This is a genomic window from Prochlorococcus sp. MIT 1223 (assembly GCF_034092465.1).
Lineage (GTDB): Bacteria > Cyanobacteriota > Cyanobacteriia > PCC-6307 > Cyanobiaceae > AG-402-N21.
The window spans coordinates 421,865-440,363 of the sequence record NZ_CP139303.1; the positions used below are offsets into that span (position 1 = coordinate 421,865).

Annotated in this window: 27 protein-coding genes; 21 read left to right on the top strand and 6 right to left on the bottom strand. The window is 32.6% G+C overall.

Annotated elements, in window-relative coordinates; translation table 11 throughout:
• The first annotated feature begins 67 nt into the window (after positions 1 to 67).
• Both SOI85_RS02240 and SOI85_RS02245 read left to right on the top strand, forming a co-directional pair.
• Positions 68 to 304, top strand: a complete 237-nt coding sequence (locus tag SOI85_RS02240; protein WP_320664608.1) for a hypothetical protein — start codon at positions 68 to 70, stop codon at positions 302 to 304.
• A gap of 119 nt (positions 305 to 423) precedes the next feature.
• Positions 424 to 615 (top strand): hypothetical protein, encoded by a 192-nt coding sequence (locus SOI85_RS02245; protein ID WP_320664609.1) that lies wholly within the window; start codon positions 424 to 426, stop codon positions 613 to 615.
• Positions 616 to 896: 281 nt separating this feature from the next.
• Here the strand turns inward: SOI85_RS02245 and SOI85_RS02250 are convergent, their stop codons facing one another.
• The gene (locus tag SOI85_RS02250; protein WP_320664610.1) at positions 897 to 1,418 is read right to left on the bottom strand and encodes an AbrB family transcriptional regulator; all 522 of its coding nucleotides are present in this window, start codon (positions 1,416 to 1,418) and stop codon (positions 897 to 899) included.
• Between the two features lie 195 nt (positions 1,419 to 1,613).
• Here SOI85_RS02250 and SOI85_RS02255 point away from each other — a divergent pair, with 195 nt between their 5' ends.
• Positions 1,614 to 1,841: a hypothetical protein gene (locus tag SOI85_RS02255; protein WP_320664611.1), complete on the top strand. Its 228-nt coding sequence runs from the start codon at positions 1,614 to 1,616 to the stop codon at positions 1,839 to 1,841.
• 278 nt (positions 1,842 to 2,119) lie between these two features.
• Here the strand turns inward: SOI85_RS02255 and SOI85_RS02260 are convergent, their stop codons facing one another.
• Positions 2,120 to 2,347, bottom strand: coding sequence for a hypothetical protein (locus tag SOI85_RS02260; protein ID WP_320664612.1), 228 nt, complete (start codon positions 2,345 to 2,347; stop codon positions 2,120 to 2,122).
• Positions 2,348 to 2,696: 349 nt separating this feature from the next.
• On the opposite strand from SOI85_RS02260, the gene SOI85_RS02265 reads away from it, so the two are divergent.
• The 6 genes from SOI85_RS02265 to SOI85_RS02290 all read left to right on the top strand — a co-directional run bounded on the left by SOI85_RS02265 (position 2,697) and on the right by SOI85_RS02290 (position 4,543).
• Positions 2,697 to 2,897, top strand: a complete 201-nt coding sequence (locus SOI85_RS02265) for a hypothetical protein (protein ID WP_320664613.1) — start codon at positions 2,697 to 2,699, stop codon at positions 2,895 to 2,897.
• A gap of 42 nt (positions 2,898 to 2,939) precedes the next feature.
• Positions 2,940 to 3,140 carry a Signal peptidase I gene (locus SOI85_RS02270; RefSeq protein ID WP_320664614.1) on the top strand — a complete coding sequence of 67 codons (201 nt, stop codon included), beginning with the start codon at positions 2,940 to 2,942 and terminating at the stop codon, positions 3,138 to 3,140.
• Entirely contained in the window at positions 3,141 to 3,305 is a 165-nt protein-coding gene (locus tag SOI85_RS02275; protein ID WP_320664615.1) for a hypothetical protein, read from the top strand.
• A gap of 483 nt (positions 3,306 to 3,788) precedes the next feature.
• The gene (locus tag SOI85_RS02280) at positions 3,789 to 3,983 is read left to right on the top strand and encodes a hypothetical protein (RefSeq protein WP_320664616.1); all 195 of its coding nucleotides are present in this window, start codon (positions 3,789 to 3,791) and stop codon (positions 3,981 to 3,983) included.
• Between the two features lie 33 nt (positions 3,984 to 4,016).
• Positions 4,017 to 4,283, top strand: a complete 267-nt coding sequence (locus SOI85_RS02285; RefSeq protein WP_320664617.1) for a Nif11-like leader peptide family natural product precursor — start codon at positions 4,017 to 4,019, stop codon at positions 4,281 to 4,283.
• A gap of 74 nt (positions 4,284 to 4,357) precedes the next feature.
• A complete protein-coding gene (locus tag SOI85_RS02290) occupies positions 4,358 to 4,543 on the top strand; it encodes a hypothetical protein (RefSeq protein ID WP_320664618.1) in 186 nt (61 codons plus the stop codon).
• 54 nt (positions 4,544 to 4,597) lie between these two features.
• Here the strand turns inward: SOI85_RS02290 and SOI85_RS02295 are convergent, their stop codons facing one another.
• Both SOI85_RS02295 and SOI85_RS02300 read right to left on the bottom strand, forming a co-directional pair.
• The gene (locus SOI85_RS02295; RefSeq protein ID WP_320665098.1) at positions 4,598 to 5,218 is read right to left on the bottom strand and encodes a 2OG-Fe(II) oxygenase; all 621 of its coding nucleotides are present in this window, start codon (positions 5,216 to 5,218) and stop codon (positions 4,598 to 4,600) included.
• Between the two features lie 244 nt (positions 5,219 to 5,462).
• Complete coding sequence (locus SOI85_RS02300; protein WP_320664619.1) at positions 5,463 to 5,675, bottom strand: hypothetical protein; 213 nt, start codon at positions 5,673 to 5,675, stop codon at positions 5,463 to 5,465.
• Positions 5,676 to 6,177: 502 nt separating this feature from the next.
• Here SOI85_RS02300 and SOI85_RS02305 point away from each other — a divergent pair.
• The 6 genes from SOI85_RS02305 to SOI85_RS02330 all read left to right on the top strand — a co-directional run bounded on the left by SOI85_RS02305 (position 6,178) and on the right by SOI85_RS02330 (position 13,230).
• Positions 6,178 to 7,347, top strand: coding sequence for a hypothetical protein (locus tag SOI85_RS02305; RefSeq protein ID WP_320664620.1), 1,170 nt, complete (start codon positions 6,178 to 6,180; stop codon positions 7,345 to 7,347).
• Positions 7,348 to 8,093: 746 nt separating this feature from the next.
• Positions 8,094 to 9,296, top strand: coding sequence for a DegT/DnrJ/EryC1/StrS family aminotransferase (locus SOI85_RS02310; RefSeq protein ID WP_320664621.1), 1,203 nt, complete (start codon positions 8,094 to 8,096; stop codon positions 9,294 to 9,296).
• A gap of 74 nt (positions 9,297 to 9,370) precedes the next feature.
• The gene (rfbF, locus tag SOI85_RS02315; protein ID WP_320664622.1) at positions 9,371 to 10,141 is read left to right on the top strand and encodes a glucose-1-phosphate cytidylyltransferase; all 771 of its coding nucleotides are present in this window, start codon (positions 9,371 to 9,373) and stop codon (positions 10,139 to 10,141) included.
• Positions 10,135 to 11,217 carry a CDP-glucose 4,6-dehydratase gene (gene rfbG, locus SOI85_RS02320; RefSeq protein ID WP_320664623.1) on the top strand — a complete coding sequence of 361 codons (1,083 nt, stop codon included), beginning with the start codon at positions 10,135 to 10,137 and terminating at the stop codon, positions 11,215 to 11,217. Before rfbF ends, rfbG begins: the two co-directional genes overlap by 7 nt.
• 57 nt (positions 11,218 to 11,274) lie before the next feature.
• Positions 11,275 to 12,135 (top strand): NAD-dependent epimerase/dehydratase family protein, encoded by an 861-nt coding sequence (locus tag SOI85_RS02325; protein WP_320664624.1) that lies wholly within the window; start codon positions 11,275 to 11,277, stop codon positions 12,133 to 12,135.
• Positions 12,136 to 12,267: 132 nt separating this feature from the next.
• Positions 12,268 to 13,230, top strand: coding sequence for a glycosyltransferase (locus SOI85_RS02330; protein WP_320664625.1), 963 nt, complete (start codon positions 12,268 to 12,270; stop codon positions 13,228 to 13,230).
• A 93-nt stretch (positions 13,231 to 13,323) separates the two neighbouring features.
• On the opposite strand, the gene SOI85_RS02335 is transcribed toward SOI85_RS02330, so the two are convergent.
• Positions 13,324 to 13,551 (bottom strand): DUF1830 domain-containing protein, encoded by a 228-nt coding sequence (locus SOI85_RS02335; RefSeq protein WP_320664626.1) that lies wholly within the window; start codon positions 13,549 to 13,551, stop codon positions 13,324 to 13,326.
• Positions 13,552 to 13,599: 48 nt separating this feature from the next.
• Here SOI85_RS02335 and SOI85_RS02340 point away from each other — a divergent pair, with 48 nt between their 5' ends.
• Complete coding sequence (locus SOI85_RS02340; protein ID WP_320664627.1) at positions 13,600 to 13,806, top strand: hypothetical protein; 207 nt, start codon at positions 13,600 to 13,602, stop codon at positions 13,804 to 13,806.
• A gap of 183 nt (positions 13,807 to 13,989) precedes the next feature.
• On the opposite strand, the gene SOI85_RS02345 is transcribed toward SOI85_RS02340, so the two are convergent.
• Positions 13,990 to 14,286: a DUF1330 domain-containing protein gene (locus SOI85_RS02345; protein WP_320664628.1), complete on the bottom strand. Its 297-nt coding sequence runs from the start codon at positions 14,284 to 14,286 to the stop codon at positions 13,990 to 13,992.
• A 240-nt stretch (positions 14,287 to 14,526) separates the two neighbouring features.
• On the opposite strand from SOI85_RS02345, the gene SOI85_RS02350 reads away from it, so the two are divergent.
• The 5 genes from SOI85_RS02350 (at position 14,527) to SOI85_RS02370 (ending at position 18,343) form a co-directional block, all read left to right on the top strand.
• Complete coding sequence (locus tag SOI85_RS02350) at positions 14,527 to 14,958, top strand: cupin domain-containing protein (protein WP_320664629.1); 432 nt, start codon at positions 14,527 to 14,529, stop codon at positions 14,956 to 14,958.
• 162 nt (positions 14,959 to 15,120) lie between these two features.
• Complete coding sequence (locus SOI85_RS02355) at positions 15,121 to 15,306, top strand: hypothetical protein (RefSeq protein WP_320664630.1); 186 nt, start codon at positions 15,121 to 15,123, stop codon at positions 15,304 to 15,306.
• Between the two features lie 295 nt (positions 15,307 to 15,601).
• Positions 15,602 to 15,820, top strand: coding sequence for a hypothetical protein (locus SOI85_RS02360; RefSeq protein WP_320664631.1), 219 nt, complete (start codon positions 15,602 to 15,604; stop codon positions 15,818 to 15,820).
• A complete protein-coding gene (locus SOI85_RS02365; protein WP_320664632.1) occupies positions 15,810 to 17,063 on the top strand; it encodes a site-specific integrase in 1,254 nt (417 codons plus the stop codon). Before SOI85_RS02360 ends, SOI85_RS02365 begins: the two co-directional genes overlap by 11 nt.
• A 50-nt stretch (positions 17,064 to 17,113) precedes the next feature.
• Positions 17,114 to 18,343, top strand: coding sequence for a hypothetical protein (locus SOI85_RS02370; RefSeq protein ID WP_320664633.1), 1,230 nt, complete (start codon positions 17,114 to 17,116; stop codon positions 18,341 to 18,343).
• Positions 18,344 to 18,499 lie beyond the last annotated feature (156 nt).

Sequence of the window (18,499 nt, forward strand, 5' to 3'; positions counted from 1 at the left end):
CATGGAAAAACATAAGCCCATTTTGCATTTTAGTTAGTTAAATTAATTATTAGCCAGTATAACTTTAATGTATTTATTAGGTCTTGGATTATTATTTTTAAGCTCTTGGTACCTTATTAAGCTTTATAGGGTTTTCAATAATGATCCAATAGCCAAGAAAGAGGTTAATCAAGCTTGGGAGGAGGCAAAGAAAGGAGCAAAAGGAAAGAATCCATTTGCTCCTGGAAGAATAAAAAATGCTATTAACTCTTATCAGTCAGATATGAGGCCAAAAGATTCAGAAAAAAATTTAGAAAAGGATTAAAGAATAAGAGAAAATAATAAATGAAAAGTATTCTTATACTATAGATAAATTTTTATAGTAGAATATTAATTATTTTTCTATTATACTATTCTATAAAATAGGTTAACCAGATTTATCAAATGAATCCTATCTTTACTCCTATGGGATCGTTAACTTTAGCTTTTGCAATAGTTTCTATATTCTGGATTGCAAAAAATATAGTAGAAGGAAGGAAGGCAGAGAATCAAATTAGAGAAGCTAAGATTAAAAAATTTAATAATTCTTCTATTTATGAACAAAAGAAGCGTTTGAACCAAATTCTAAATAAGTAGTCATTTTATATATCTTGACAAATTTTAGGCACGTATTCGAATGAATTGATTCAATTAAACCTACTAAATATTATACATAAGCCAATCATAAGCTGATAGATTTGTCTGATAATATTTTACTTTTATGCCAATATATTAACATTTACTATTTAATTTGTTACTAAAATCTATTCTAAATGGAACAATTTTACAAATAGAAAAAGTGAAATATAAAGCATAATTACTTATTATTAATAAGATATAGTTTCCAATAGTAAGAGCTTAAAAATTACTATGAAATATTATTTAGTTATATCGACACTACCTGTAGGAGCAAGGAAATTGACTATTGCTGGTATCAGAAAAAGAACTGTTATTAATCTAACTGCATGAAGAGCTGCAACTGCTGCGCCAACTCCAAATTCAGCCCCAACTAGGCTCATGCCTATCGTCCCTCCAGGAGCTGCACCTAATAGTGCTACGACTTTTTCTACTCCAAGGAATTTACTAATTAATAGACCAACGAGAATGCCTGTTATCAAGAGTGTAAATGTAATAACTAGTGCTGGTTTCCAGAGTAATTGCAATTCTCCAAGTGTTTCTCTATTGATCCCTGTCCCAATTACTGTTCCTATTCCTATTCCTAATATTGTTTTTGTTCCCAAGGGCCATGATGCAACCTCAATCTGGCCACTAACACTTAACAAACCAGCACCAATTATCGCTCCAAGAAGAGGTGCTGCAGGAATCCCAGTTAAAAGCATAAGAGAACCCAAAGAAGCACCCCCAAGGATGTAAAGCAGCAAATTCAAGAAGGAAGGCATGTAAATTCAATTTGGCTATATTTCAAGTCTCGCTTTTAAGATTGATTTATCAAGGCCATCATCAAGAAAGCTTGATTTGGAGAAAAGAAGGTGAGGCAAAATCCATTGAAAACTCTTGTAAAAATTATTTGCCTAAAGTTGCAAAGAATAATAGTTAAAAATATTCTAAGTAAAGTCTGATTACAGGAAATATTAATGACTGAAGAAAAAAACGAATCTCCAATCAACTGGATCAAAATCCTTTTTGGAACTACATTAGCTTTGTGTGCTCTTAGTCTTGCCTTAATTGCTATAAATTTACGTCCTCTAGCAATATGGGCAAATTATCAAAGCGCATGTATTGAGAAAGAAAGTAGTAAAGCTCCAATTGAATGGGCTGTCAGGAAATGCAATGGTCGTTCAAAAGTTTATCAAGTGAAGTAAAGAATATAAAAATTAAATAAAAGAAAAAAGTTTAACAACGTTTATTAACTGTATATATTAGATCTAAGCAATTTGCTAAATAATAGTGAAAATAATATTCGATTAAAAGGTAATACTATGGGAGAAGCCAAAAGAAGAAAAGAGCAAGGACTACCTGCTAGAAAGAAAAATTCAACTTCCTATTCGAACTCTAAAACTCTTTTGGCAAAATATCCTATTTTTACTTTCATACTTATAGGGCTTTTTCTTGTTTTCTTAATTTACGACTTAATCAAATACTATGGTTCATAGCTCTGCTTAATTTGCAATTCAGGGAAACAGCTAGTTAATTGTATTAAGTCCAAGATCTCTGAACGATCATACGAAGAAATATTTTTACCTAAAATTCCACTGCCCTCTTGCAATGCTTCGACCTCCATTTTTTCTCTAATCAATTTTTTCCGTTCTTTACTCGACATTGCCTTAAATCGTAATTTCCTTTCTTCAGGTGATTCTTGATTTTTCATTAGTATTGATTATCAGATTATTAATATTAAATATAGGCTAAATTTTGAAAAATTGTTCTATAAAAATAATGGAATTAAAAAATAATTATTAGACTTAAAAAAAGATGTAATTATAAACCCCAGTGAAACCTTCAATGCCGACACCCTCAAAAAACGTAGTTTTCCATATCTAGTGTTACGAAGTTACCAAGGCGAGAAGCATGGCGCTATATTCAGAGTGCATGCTTTTTTTGCTAGAAAAAAGAGTGAAAATTATCCGCCATTCGTTTCCATTAAAAGATGAAGCAAAATTGGTCTTCAAAATCTTTGGAAATATACCAACAATTCAAATGACAAGGTTATGAAAGACATGAACAGCTTAAATTACTTGAAAAATCCAAGGCAAAGTGGCAATAAAGTTTCTAATCCATTTGAAGCTGATATAAACATTTTCAAAATACCCCAAGGCTTAGAAAGTCCTGACAAAGCCAAAGAAACTTTACGTATGGAAAGAATCAGACTTTTAGAAGATAGTGTTGTGCAAGACGTAGTAAGCTCAAAAATCAACTAGAACTAATTTTTGTTTAAGTTGTCAAAATAAGATTATGATTAAATGCCTTTAAAGCAAATGGCAAAAGAAAAGGAAGAAAAAGGTTTTCTTAAAAAATTTGGAAAATGGGCTCCGATTATTGGTGTGGCTTGGGTCCTATTGAATATTATTGTCCCTCTAGCCTTATTACGGATTCCTTTTGTCCATAAATACCTAGTAGCGCTAACCGAAAAGCTTCCTTTTGCTATCCCTGGGGTTAGTTAGATGAGAGAAGAACTTATTTGCTTTTCCTTGCTTGGTATTTCAGCATTGCTTCTAAATGCTGGACTCTCCTCTCAAGCTCTTCCACTCTTTTGGATAATTCTTCCATCTGTTATAAAAATCTTTTCAGAGACTAATAAAAGATTGGGACACTATGAAATATCTTAAGGAAGCAGAAGTATTGGTCCAAAGGCTAAGAAGTTTCATTGTAGACTATAGATTCCGACTAATTTGGAAATTAAAAGAACAACAAGTTGCTATCCCTTATTAATGAAGGCATAGCTACAACAAAAGAGATCATATGATTTAAAAGTTATCGTATACAAAATTTGCAGCATTAATTGGACATCCTGTCCGAGTTCATAACTCTAGGTATAGCAATTGGACATCAAGCGATAATTGAAGACGAAATTAATGGTGATCAATTTCCTTTTAGATCTAGGTTGCAATGCGCAGAGATTATGATAATGAAGCCCGTAAAACTGCTGAAACAGCCTCCGATTAGTTATTCTAATTTCTGCCAAACCTCTTGAAGAGGGAACTGACACCAGAACCAGTACCTAGTACTTATTTACACATAAAGAGTATTTGCTCCAATTTCAAGATTGGAATTTCTCGCTAAGCATTAATAGTAGAACTGTTTATTGATTAATGAATGCTGATTTAAAACTAAAAGAAACCTTGCACATGGCTATTAATAATGCTGTATCAAGAATGGAAAAATTAAAAGAAGCGGCTGATAGGCGCTGCTTATTCCAGGAATACAAGGAATGGCTAGGAGAAAATATTAATGATGAAGTTTGGGCTATCCCGATAGAGGCTATTCAGAAAGATATTGGTAAATAAAACACTCAAATAAAATCTCCCCCCCAAAGCGGCATGATGGATGAAAGATACGCAAAAACACATCAATTGTCAGTAGAGAACCTAAAAGCCTTCCTACAAGAGATTCAAAAGAACAAGGAATTACTTAAATCGGTGAAGGAAGCTGCAACGGCTAATGAAATTGCTGAAATCGCTTCTAATGCTGGATTTGAATTCAGTGGGGAGGAATTGAAATCCGTATCGAATCAAAATGTTTCAGGAGTAAAAGTTAAGAAACAGGACACTTCTCCCTCCTATAGTTTTGGTGAAAGTGGAAATTAAGAACTCTCTAATTCTTGCTTTTCAATCTGATTAGAAACAAAAACTTCTGTATAGCTGCCATCATGAGAACAAAGATGTCCCCCAGAAGAGCTTGCCTTACAGCAGCAATAATGTCAGCAACACCTACTCTTCTTTTTATAATTAATTCAAACAGATTTCCAAATTATTCAGTCTTTATTGGATGCATTCTCATTAATTGGCCACTTATACGATGGCTAGATGATCGTCAGTGGTATAGAGAATGGAAGAGAGAGGAATAACTGCAAATCATAAATCCCTTTATAAATAGATTTTCTAGCTTTTCATAATCAAATTTAAGAAACAGCTAATCGAGAAATATACGAATCTCTATTACCTGCATTTATCCATCCCGTAGCGATTGTCTTGACATGTGTTGTATTTACTCTGCCTCGATGAATGTGCGATAAACCAGCCGGAAAGATAAGGAGTTTGCCGCGCTTCGCTTCTTCATGACACCCCTGCCAATAAAATTCTGTGCCTCCTTCCTCTATATCATTGCAATACAGAATCCAGGCTAATACTCTCTTTACAGGTTCAGTGGCTTCTTCACTTACAGTCCAATCGCAATGCCATTGCTTAAATCCTTCCCCTGGAGCATAACGTTGTAAATTAAAAATCGGATTAATAAACAGAGACTTCTCCGGACAGCATTCTCTAAAAAGGGGGCGTTCATCGAGATACTTTTCGAGCCCAGCATTAACACCTCTAATTATCACTTCAGAAATAGCGAATGATTCCGGATCAGTACGATCAATAGAAACAAGACTGATATCTGTAGAAACCTTTGCTGGTTCAGAACTATGGCCAAAAGCGATTCCATTACGATATAAATCCTTACGTCGATCAAAAAACGATATAACTCCATCAGCAACTGCTTCGAAACCTTTATTGCTATAACTAGCAATCAAATCCATAGGTTTGTTGCTCATCAGATGTTAATTATGTTCTTTTAACTTTAAATGTGCAAATTCAGGTGAATCATTTTTCCTTCATAGACTAAACAAGATGAAAAGAAATATAAAGAATAAATCTAGAATTCCTTTTCTAAAATCAAATATTTAGACTCTTCAGAACAAGGCTAAACGAAAGAATTAGAGCTATTTAGTAATCTCAAACTATTGATGAAAATCAAACTTTTTAGAATGAAATTGCTCAGTTTTAACAACAAGAGCAATTACCATCGCCATCATTGGTAGTAGATTCAAAGGCTTTTGCAATGTCTCTAAGCATTATTGCTACAAACTCTGGTGGACATTGAAGTTCATTGATATAACCAGCACATGTTTGGGCTATGTCCTGCATACCTGGAAGAATAATTTTATCCACTTGTTCTTGTGTTGGTTGCCACGTGATTTGACAGTTATCAGTCATTAGTAAAAGCATTTATCAATACATCATGGCAGAAGGTATAAAATATTATGAGACATATCAGGATTTTAATTAAATCCTTAATGAGCAAAAACCATAACAAAAGCCTTTAGTAAGATATGGAGACCTATATAACAGTCATATTGATACAATTGGAATTTGTACTTTTTAGATTACAATATTCTTGATGGTCGACTATGTTGTAGAATTATATTTAAGATTTTCAAATAAAATCAACTGAAGAAACCAAGTCTAATTTTCTAAATCAATCATTAAGCTACTATGAACTATAAGGGTATCTGGTTTGAATAATTTATTTGATATAATTCAATTCAAGAAAAACACCTATAGATATTTTATATCATTATTATTTATATGGGCTCTAGTTCTCATAATTGGGTTCATCTTAAGGGAGCAAGATTTTGAATACCTATGCCAGTCTTTTAAAACATGTAAGGTACAAATTGATGCGGCCCTAAGCTTAAGTGAAGGAAATCCTTTTAGGATGTTTGGATTTTGGAAATGGTTTACATATAATACAGAAACAATATATCTAAGTTTTCCAATATTTGCATATCTACCAACCACATTATTAATAAAATTTTTTGGCGCTGATTCAATTTATTTCTCAAGAGAAATACTTACTTATTCACAGATTGGAATAACTGGTACGCTTTTATATTTATTATTAAATACATCTCGAGCAAAAGATATACAAACTTCTTTAAGTACTACTGGTAGCCTTGGCATAGGACCAAGTATATTATTAATAACTAACCCAGCCATACTATCTATTCTAGTTGAACCAGTGTGGGACGAATTTTTCATTACAACGTCACTTTTGGGATTACTACTGATATACAATTCAAGATTTAAAATTCTAGGTGAAGGAATACTTACTTTTGCTTTTATAAATTATTTTCCAGGGGCCTTGGCATATATAGCGGCTAAATTTCTTTCTTTCCTTAGAAAGGGAAGATATCTTCTCTCTAGAAATATAACTCTTAAAGATATTTTTGTTTTTATATCTAGCAATTTGAAAACTCAACTCAAGACTACTTCGATTTTACGATCGGCCTATTTAGGAATAGGAATATATACAATATGGAGATTAATAACTTACTTTATACTTAATATGAATGAAATACCCGTTGGAGGAAGTTCCCTAATTACTAGAATTGGAATAGATCCTAATGATGACTTCTATGGTGGGGTAATAAATTTTGCACGAGTTCTTATACCCATACCAAACAAAGATTATTTTCAGAATTTTAATTCTGATCTATCGTCGGCTTGGAAACTGCTAAATCTTTTTACTATAATAATAGAATATCTAACTCTTACAAGTATAGGGATTTTATATGGGTTAAAGTTATTAAATAAGCGACCCAATGACAAGGCTACTTTTCTCAAAGATATTCCATTAAAAGTTCTTACCTTTTATGGGGTTATCAGTTTATTTCAAATGATATTACTACCTCAGATGGCAACTGTTCACTTTAGGACGACCGCAAGAATCCTATCTCCTTTTATTAGTATCTCTTTAGCAACATTTGTCTTAAACGTCACTAAAAGGTTTATATCAAATAAGAATAATGCTTACGCTGTTTATATTTCTATTCTATGGTTAATCACAATAGACCAGATTAGAATTTTCATGACTTTATATTTATAGTAAATTATGTATGTTTGACTATAAATTTTAGATATTTTTTATTCTTATAATTTTCCAATTACTGTATTAATAAATAGTTAGAGTTTATATTAAAGAAATAATACATTTGAAGAGAAAGCTTGATCTTAATAGCTTTATCTATCAGTTTTCGTAAAGTATGCCTATGATGGCTAACTGCTTTCCTAAAATCTCATAATTAGTAAATTCGATGACTTAGTAAATAATACTTCTTATTTCGATCAGTAAAAATATTGACTTTAGCTTTTTCAATATCAACAATATAGTAAGAAGTGGTATTTACATCCTCATAATAGAGATTAATTTAATATTGCTATGAATAACAACTAATTCAGTTCATATATATAGGTAAGAGTCAAATAAAAATGGATATCGAAGCGCAAATGTTTAAGAAGTACATTCTAATTCTATTTTGACTATTTTATATTACATATTTATATTAATGCTAATTTATTTACAAGTGACTATAAAAGACTGGGAGAGGCACTTAATTGAAAAGATAAAGCTATTTGTATCAATTCAAAGGATTATCAAACCAATATAGTTACTCTTTGAAAGATAGAGCTTTAATAAGATAAATATAAAAACTTATAATGGTTATAGGAATAAGTGTTTAATTTTTACCAAGAGAAGAATTAATGGCAAATCCATTTAAGAAGCAAGAGGCTTTACGAAATAAATAAAGAAAACAAAATCATTGTTAATATCATAAAAGTTAATTCCTCATTATGGACATAGAAAAAATTTCCTATGCCAAAACCGTTTATGGACAAGAAGAAATTAATGCGGTAATAAAATGCCTGAATGAATCAACTCAAATGGGAAGATATTCAAGAGAATTCGAAAAGAAGGTAGCAAAATTATTTAGCAAGAAAAACTGTGCATACGTAAACTCAGGCTCGTCGGCATTGTTTTTAGGTATAGAGGCACTAAATTTCCCAAAAGGCAGTGAAGTTATAACTCCAGCTTTGACATTCTCAACAACAGTAGGATGCTTAGTTAAGAATAATCTTATCCCAAGCTTTGTTGATGTAGAACCGTTAAGCTATTGCATTGATCCAAATAAGATTGAGGAGCTAATTAATAGCAATACAGTAGCCATATTAGCTCCAAATTTGTTGGGTAATATATGCGACTGGCCCAAGATTAGGGAAATTGCAAATAAACATAATTTAGTCGTAATAGAGGATAGTGCAGACACTATTGGCGCAAAAATAAATAATATCAAGACAGGAGAATATACCGATATGTCCATAACTAGTTTCTATGGATCTCATATAATAAATTGTGCTGGCAATGGGGGTGCACTATCTGTAAATGATGATTCAGTTTTTACAAGAGTTAAATTATTGCGATCATGGGGAAGAAGCTCATCATTATTTGATGAAAATAGTGAATCTATTGAAAATAGATTTAATGTTAATTTAGATGGAATTGAATATGATGCGAAGTTTGTTTTTGAAACTATTGGCTATAATCTAGAAGGCAGTGAAATAGGAGCAGCCTTTGGTTTAGAACAATTAAAAAAATTATCTACTAATATTCAGACAAGAAGGATAAACTTTGATAAACAGCAACGTTTCTTTTCTAGATATGATAGTTATTTCTCAACTCCAGAAGAACTTAAAGGTTCTGAAACAGGTTGGCTTGCATACCCATTACTTATAAAAGAAAAGGCTCCATTTTCGCGGAAGGAATTTCAAATATATCTAGAACAACAGCAAATACAAACAAGAGTGATTTTTACAGGGAATATATTAAGACAGCCCATGTGTAAGAATATTGTTAAGAGTCTAAATCAAAAAGGTTATAAGAACTCAGATAATATAATGAAGAATGGTGTCCTCTTGCCTCTGCATCACGGAATGTCTGAAAGTATGTTTAATAGATTACATCAAACAATAGAAGATTTTCTTAGCGTTAGAAAATAAAATCCAAATAATAAATTTATTTTATACATAAATTAAATAAGCTATAATAATGGTAAATTTAACCTTCCAATATCTTGAAGGCTGTAATCTTAGCTGGAGGCTTAGGAACAAGACTAAGTGAAGAAACTCACTTAAAGCCAAAGCCTATGATTGAAATAGGAGGGAGACCTATCCTTTGGCATATAATGAAAATATATAGTTTTCATGGAATTAATGATTTTATAATATGTTGTGGCTATAAAGGTTATCAAATTAAGCAATATTTTTCTAACTATTGGCTCCATATGAATGATATTACTTTTCATATGGATTTAGGGGATATTGAAGTTCATCAAAAAAAAGTTGAGCCATGGAAAGTAACACTAATCGATACAGGTGAATCAACTATGACTGGAGGAAGACTGAAAAGAATATCAAGCTTTCTAGAAGGTGATGATTTCTGCATGACTTATGGTGATGGTTTATCTGATGTCAATATTAGTAAATTAATTAAATTTCATTTAACACATAAATTATCAGCCACTATCACTTCTGTTCGCCCTCAAGCAAGGTTTGGAGCTTTAGAGGTTGGGAAAGATGGGATAGTCAATAGATTCAATGAAAAGCCTATAAGTGAAGGTGGAAGAATAAATGGCGGTTTTTTTGTTCTCAATCCTAGAGTTATAAATGAGATTGACTCTGATAATACAATTTGGGAACAAGATCCTCTTTGTCGGTTAGTAAAAAGCAAGCAACTTAAAGCATATAATCATGATGGTTTTTGGCATCCAATGGATACATTAAGAGATAAAATTTACCTAAACACTTTGTGGAATGATAATCAAGCTCCCTGGAAAGTATGGTGAATATTAATTTTGGTTTTTGGAAAGATAAAAGAGTCCTTATTACAGGCCATACTGGTTTTAAAGGAACTTGGTTGCTAATTTGGCTTATTCAACTACAAGCTGATGTTTACGGTATATCTATCTCTGACGGTCAAGATGGAAACTTATATAATTCTGTAAAAAACTCTATAAAAAATAAATTCATTAGTAGGCATATAGATATAAGAAATTCAGAGAAACTTTTTAAAGCTGTTAAAGAGATAAAGCCAGATGTGATAATTCATTTAGCTGCTCAAGCACTTGTAAAAGAAAGCTATAAAGATCCGATTTCAACATGGTCAACAAATGTTATGGGTACAATAAATTTACTAGAATCATTGCATAATTTAAACTCACAATGCTCTGTTGTATGTGTCACAACTGATAAGGTCTATGAAAATAAAAATTGGTGTTATGGATACAGAGAAAATGATTCTCTTGGTGGAATAGATCCCTACAGTGCTAGTAAAGCAGCTACAGAAATAGCTGTAAATAGCTGGAGAAATAGTTTCTGTGGCGAAAAGAATTATCAAAAATCTAATCTAGGAATAGCTACTGCTAGGGTTGGTAATGCTATAGGCGGTGGAGATTGGTCTAAAGACAGACTAGTTCCAGATTGTATAAGAGCACTAATTGAGAATGAGTCAATCAAAATAAGATATCCAAATGCAGTTAGACCATGGCAATTTGTACTTGAACCTTTAGTTGGATATCTTTTATTAGCAGAAAAACTTTCTGAGTCAACATTTACTTATTCGACTGAGTATAATTTCGGGCCGAATGATGAAAGTAATAAGACAGTTCTAGAAGTAGTTAAAAAAATAGCTTATCTTTGGGGTGGAGAATATCTGATCGAAAAAGAATTAAATAGTTATCATGAAGAAAATCTATTAAAATTAGATATCTATAAAGCAAAGAATTTATTAGGTTGGTATCCAAAGTGGGGATTTGATAAATCTATAAGTCAAACCATTAGTTGGTATCGAAATATAGCGTTAGGTTCAGAACCTTATCAAGAGTGCCTGCAAAATATAAAAATATTTGAAAGTAAGAATTAAGTTTCCTTATAATATCCTTATAATAACGCTAATGCTGATTATAAAACGCATATTACTATGAAACTATTTATAACAGGTGCAAATGGAAGTATAGGCAGCGAATTATGTAAACTAAGTCACTCAAAGAATATTTATAATAAAGTTTTTATTCGTAGAAATAGCCAATGTAATCACAATTACTATCAAGAGAAGGTTGTTCTTAATGATATATCAGATGTTAATGAAAATGAATTCAAGAATATTGATGTTTTGGTTCACTTGGCAGCTGTTGGAGTAGATCAATCAAAGTATTATGAACCCAAAGATGTTTTCAACTTTAACGTATTTAAATCGACAGAATTAATATTAAAGGCAATTAATTCAGGAATTAAAAAATTTATAATAATAGGTAGTTGTACCGAATATGGAAAGACTGCAGATATGTTAAAAGAAAATATTTCGGTAATGGATACATTATTACCAACAAGTATTTATTCGGCCAGCAAGGCTGCCTTTAGCTCTTCGTGCATAGGATTAGCCTATTCGTATGGAGTTTCAATCTATATACTTAGACCATTTAATGTTTATGGTGAGACTGAGGCAAGTAGCAGGCTATATACAAGTTTAATTAATAAGGCTGAATGTGGAGAGGATTTTCATATAACACAAGGGGATCAAATAAAGGATTTTTCTAGTTATTCTGAGACTGCTCAAAGAATTTTTGATGAAATATTAATTATAAATGAGTCTAAAGACAGAACAATAAAGATTAAAAATCTTGGCAGCGGGAATCAAATTTCTGTATATGAATTTGCTAAAAAAGTCTGGTTAGAGAAATCTGCAAAAGGAAAGATAATAAAAGGAGCACTACCGTATAGAAAAAATGAACCAATGAAATGCATACCAGACCTGAAATTAATATTCGAAGACATTGTATAAAATAGATTTAAAAAATATTATTATCAATTATAATATTTTAATTAATTATTAAATCCTTTTATTGAATAGAGTACAATATAAATATAACCTAATTTCAGACTTCTGATCAGGTATAGATCTCTACAAATGAAAATGGAAAAAACAATTAACATAGAGTTTGTTATTCCGACCTATAACGAAGAACTTAATATTGATGATTTATTTGAACTCTTATTCAGAATAAAGAAAATTATAAATACTAGTTATTTAACCAAAACATTATCTTGGGCAATATTGGTAGCTGATAATGGGAGCACTGACAATACTATAGAAAGATTAAATTCTTATAAGGACAAACTCGTTAACTTTAAGCTGCTATCCTTCCATAAAAATTATGGTTACGCCTTTTCCACTTCCTATTTGCTTCATAAGTCAACAGGAGATATATGCATCCTTATCCCTGCAGATGGACAAATACCTATTGATGTAATTATCAATGGAATAAAGCAATCTATAAATGATTTTAGGAATGTTTTATTTGTGAGGTCCCCAGATACACGATCTATGCATATTGGAATAAATATAGTAAATTTATTCAAAAGACTATTCTATTTTATAGTTAATAGATTCAACGATGATTCACCGATAGGATATTTCGGTATGGGAGTATATCTTGGACATTCACTTCTTCCTATTAGGCAAATGCCAAGAGGTTTTATACCTTTTCAGAATAGATCTATCTTACCTAAAATTTTAAGACAATATAATTTGTTGACATTTAAAGAGTTAGATAGGCGAAAAGGTAAAAGCGGATTTAATTTATCAAATTATATTTATGAAGCAATTTCAATAATTGCAAGATCTGAATATATCAGTAGATATGGGGTTCAATTAATAATCTCATTAATATTCTTGCTGTTGCTAATCGTAAGCTCAACAGTATTTCTAATAAAACTATTAATTCCAGCCGCTATTATTCCAGGATTTGCTACCATTATACTAGTTGTATTGACATCTACAATGTTAAATGTTTTAAGTATTTATTTATTTGCTATAAGAATAGAGAAGATTCTATTAATGCCTTCCAATAATGAGCCTATAATTAAAGATATATAGTATATAAGATTAAGATGTTTTATCTATAAGCATATAATAAATATATTAAAAGAGAATTATTTATATTAGTAAATACTATAAATAATTGATTATCTAAGCTGCAACTGAATCTCCGACTTTAGATGCAACCACTCTAAGGCGTTGTTCTAAATGTGGTCCATAGGACTCTATTCCCCAAATTTCTAACTGTGAACCTTCTGGTGCCATAGATGAGAAAAGTTCTTGAGGGAAAATAACTCTTTCTAAAAAAAATCCATCTGGTCCAATGCATTTCAAAACAACCATATTGGAAGTTATGTTTTGATAAGAGAAATCGACCATAAGCAAAATTAATCAAATAAATTAAAACAAACTATTTATAAAATATTTGTGATTTCTAATACCAAAATCAACTCTTTAATTCATAAGAAAAAAGATAGTTGTGAAACAAAGGATTTCCTGGGCTTCTTGTCTGAGGTGCGACTTGATCTTGTCGATCCTGTAAACAAGGCTGCCGCCAAGAGATATAACAATCTTATTGCACTAATAACCAAACTCCAAAAGATTTACGAAGGGAATCATCTTAAAAACAAGTAATGGTGTTGCTACCCTTGCTATCCTATTTTTTATTAAAGATTTATTAGTTGTTTTTTATTTTCTATTAATTAGTCGACCTAAATTTTGCCTTGAAATTCTTAAAGAACTTTTTCCAGTACTCAATAACAGAATCAGGAATGGGTTTGTTAATTGGCATGCTATAGCTTTCAAAAATTTACTGTTTTAATGAGTCACATCGCCATCCATGATGGTGATGTTGGTATCTGTTGAAGTAGCCCAGCGTAACTTGCTTAGTTCTTGATATTCGGAACTGTTATAACAATCAATAGCAGCCTGCTTTGATGGGAATTCAATAATAACTGCTAACTTTCCACCCTTTCCTTCGACAGTTTGGCCCTCCATATCTTTTGCGAAAACCGAACCACCTACTGATTCAACCCAGGGTTGGAAGGCTTCAACATATTCAGCAAAAGCTGGATTCGTAACTGTTGTAGTAACGAGCCAAAAACCCTTAGCCATCAAATAAAAATCAATTCAAATGATTTTTGCATACTCCATTAGGTTTTGATAGAAATATCAGAGAACTAAATGCTGATCTTTCTCAATGTCGAACGCAAGGCAACCGAGTAAAAGAGCACTTTGGAAAGAGGATGTACTGGTTGTGCGTCTACGGCAAATAAATGAAGGAGGTCAGTCCATTTTTATGTAATACCTGATTGAACTAGATCAGCTATAACGGACTAGTATTTATATAGCTTTATGCGACGTTTTTTACTTCTTGCACTAACAGCTGGAATTTCTATCCCAATAGTTGCTTGTAGTCCAAAGAAGCAAACATCCCTTGAACCTGTTGTAGTAAAAACCCTTATTAGTGCATCTGAATCGTGGAATGGAGATTCTTTTAGCTATCCAAAAGGGCAAGCAGAAATGAAACTTGAAAAAATAACTGCTCAACCAGGTTTTAAAACACCTCTTCATTTACATCCACAGCCTGGGATTATTTATCTACAAAGAGGAACTCTTTATTGTGAAACGAGTGACGGACAATCCCTGACGATAAGAGCTGGTGAAAGCTTCGCTTCATCCCAGGACACTGCTCATTATTGTCAAAACATTGGTAATGAAGAGATGGTGGTTTTTAGTGCCTCAGCAGGATCTAAAGGTAAGAAAACAACTGTCCCGACTGAATAAATAAATGCTTTCTGATTAAATAAAGAAGGTTGACTGCCGATTGCTATCGGAACCAGTGGCGCTCACTTAGATCAGTCCTTTTTTATGTGATCAACTTGAAATTCTAAATGACTATTCAATGGAGAAGAATCATATTCCTTAGTCATTTGCCATGATGTTCAAATGAACTTCGCTGATAACTGGGCAAGGGTTTTTGTTGTGATTACGTTTCTGACTTTTGGAGAAGCTCAGATCATTGGTGGAATCGTTCCCAATCTGATTGCTTTTAGCTTATTTCTTGGAGCGATTGGATATTTTGCTGCAACAGGAAAAATGGCTGAGATGTTCGGCTGGAAAAACAAGAAATAAAGCTATTACTAGCAAGTTAATACTCAGGAACTCCCACTGAGATCCCAGTCTCACTTTCCCATTAAAAAAGACAGGTTGGGAAACCTGTCTCTTACTGATCGGGGCGACAGGATTCGAACCTGCGACCTAGTGCTCCCAAATCACTTGGTCTCTCCTAAGTAATTGCTGGGCTCTCAGTCATAAAGCCAGTTATAGAAATAATTAGCCATCCAGCATTGTCCAGAAAAAGCCATCAAAACTTGATTCTTTCCCACGAGGTTCCCACAATAAAACCAATCAGCGACCAAGTGCTCCTTTGACTGACAAATGGAAACCGACTCAAGATCAACAGGCAGGTGTCATTTCTGGAGTCAATGAGTTTATTACTGATGAACTGAACGAATTGCAGGAAGCATTGGATTGTCCAGATGAATTTATTTATGACTTCTTAGAAGAAATTAGAAATCGTTGGTCACCTGATAGTTGCCACTCCAAAGCAAGGCAACACAAAAGGGATAATCCAGATGCCTATTAAAAAAGAAACTGAGCCTTGGGTTATTAATTTCAGGCAACTTCTCAAAGCCTCGTTGCATCCTGGTGCTCAATGGTTTGTATCCAATAGCCGAGGGCAAATGCGCTTGGAGATCAAAGAAGGCGGTGCAAAACAATCTAGAATCCTTCCCTTTGAATGGAATCAAAAGGCCGCTGCCTCTGCTCTACCTAGGCTTCAGCAAATTTATAAGAACTACATCAAGTCCAAAGGTCAAAAAACACTTGCTCAAGCTTGTGCTCTAACTGAAGTATCTAGTTCAAAGCATCAAGTGGATTGGGATGACTTAATAAGTCAATACAGAAAATTTGTTCCTAATGCCAGTGATAAGACTTGGACCAAAAGTTATTTACCTGTTTTAAGAAAAGCAGGTTCATTAATGAGACAAGCAAAAAGCAAACCACTTGATGGAGAGCATCTAATGATGAAAGCTCTTAATCAATGGCAACAAGGTAGTCGTTCACGACAAATCGCTCGACGTAGTCTTAAAGGCTTTCTTGATTGGGCTGTTCTAAGAGGGAATTTAATTGCCGCATATGCTCCACCAGCACATATCCCAGAGACAAGAACACCCAAGCAAATAGGGTATGCAATTTCAGATGAGCAGATTCTCTATTTACTTGAATCAATCCCCAAAGGAAGGCATCCAGCAGAAGTAGAAACTTATAACTCATGGAAATTTGCGATTCAGTTATGTACTGTTTATGGCTTAAGACCAGAAGAACTCAGGCATCTTTATGTTGAAGAAGGCCCTGAAGGTAAAGAGCTATGGACGTCTTATCAGAAAAGTAAAGGCGGTACAAAAGGAAATAGAACAGAACCCAGGAAATTACATCCTTTATTTGTACGAACTCCTAAAGGACCAATTGATTGGCAATTGTTAAACAGGTTTGAGATAGAAGAAAAGCTTCCACCTCTAGGTCAAGAAGGCAAAGGTGGAGAAGCCTTAGGTACTTTTCTAAAACGTCGCAAATATTGGAGTGATTTAAAAATATGGATCAAGAAAAAAAAGATTAAACAAGTTTTAAAGCCTTATACATTTAGACATCGCTATGCCAAAGAGTCTCATGCGGCTGGATTCCCAATAGCAAATATCTGCAAAGCAATGGGACATTCCATCGAAGTTCACTTAGGCAACTATGCGAGATTCACCCCTGATGGGACGGCTGATCTTTACGCCAAAAGAAATAAAGCTGCTAAGGCTGCATGTAAAACAAAGGTCTTTTAATTCTTATGCAAGTTAAAAGATGGATCTACTAATGAAGATAAGATAGACAAATGAAGAGCATCCCTATCAGCTGTCAAAGATGTGGAGCACCTATAAAGTGGAAAGAGAATGCTACTCAAACAACATGTGAGTTTTGTGGGCAACTTAATAGTTTAACTCCGGTTTTTGTAGAGAAGAGAAGTAAAGCAAATTTATTAGATAAAACTATAGTCCCAATAAAAAATGAACTAAAGAATAATATAAAAGCATTAATTAAAAAGCAAAACATCTTATCTGATAAACAGGTTGATAAAATAGGTAAGATAATAAGTACTAAAATCTTTAAAGTTACTCTAGTTGCTATACCTATTGCTTTAATTGCTAATTCAATTATTAATGATCCTGTTAGACCTTATAAAGATGAAATAGCACAGGGATGTAATAGAATAGCAACAAATCAAAATACCAGTTTTAATGCCCGAAAAGTATACGGTGATTGCAGGAAAGAGATTAAAGAAATTATTAGGTCCTTACATAAGATAACAAATGGAAATCCAATTAAAATTTCAGACAAATTAGATGATTTAAGCAAACACTTAGAAAACAAAAAAGGGAACTTAAGTTCTATATCTTATGACGAGACTAGGTATATAGACAAAGATATTTCGATTCGCTATAAGATTAGTGGTTATGATAGAACAGTGAGTTTATACATTGTTCCAGAGAGATTAATAAAAAAGATAGAAATATCAATAGAAACAGAAATTAAAAAGATCGATAATATAATAAAAACCAATCCAAACAATGACAAGGCTTATTTTAAAAGAGCTAGAAGACATTATATTCTACGTAACTATACAGAAGCATATAAAGATTTTGCAGAAGCTGTTCGTATTAAACCTCAGAATAAAGATTATTTATATTATGCGGGAAGTGCGAGCGCCAAATCTTATCGGGGAGACGACAATAAACCTTGTGAATACTGGCAGAGAGCAATTAATTTAGGGGATGAACGTTCTGCTAAGTTATACAAAGATTATTCATGGGTAGAAACAACATATTATAAAACTAAACATAAGGCACCTTTCAGCCATCTGCTCAAGCCTGAAGATAATTGGAAAATAATAAGTCGTCCAATCCAAACAAACAAGTCTTGCCCATATATAAGCTTTGAGAAAGTTTCAGAAAATAAGCCTACAAAGTCTTTCAAGGAATATTCTTCATTATTGATATATTTTGGAGTTTCGTTTATATCAATAGGAATAATAATAAGTTTTTATAATGTTTGGAGAAAGAGATAATGATTTAGAAGGTGCTTGTTTAGACTACAAAAAAGCTCTTCAGATCTATAGTTCCAAAAGTTTAAGCGATACTATGCAGTCACAGGTGAAGTATGTGAAAAGTAAAATTAGAATAAATTGTAGCAATATAAAAGAAGAATTATCACCATCCAAATC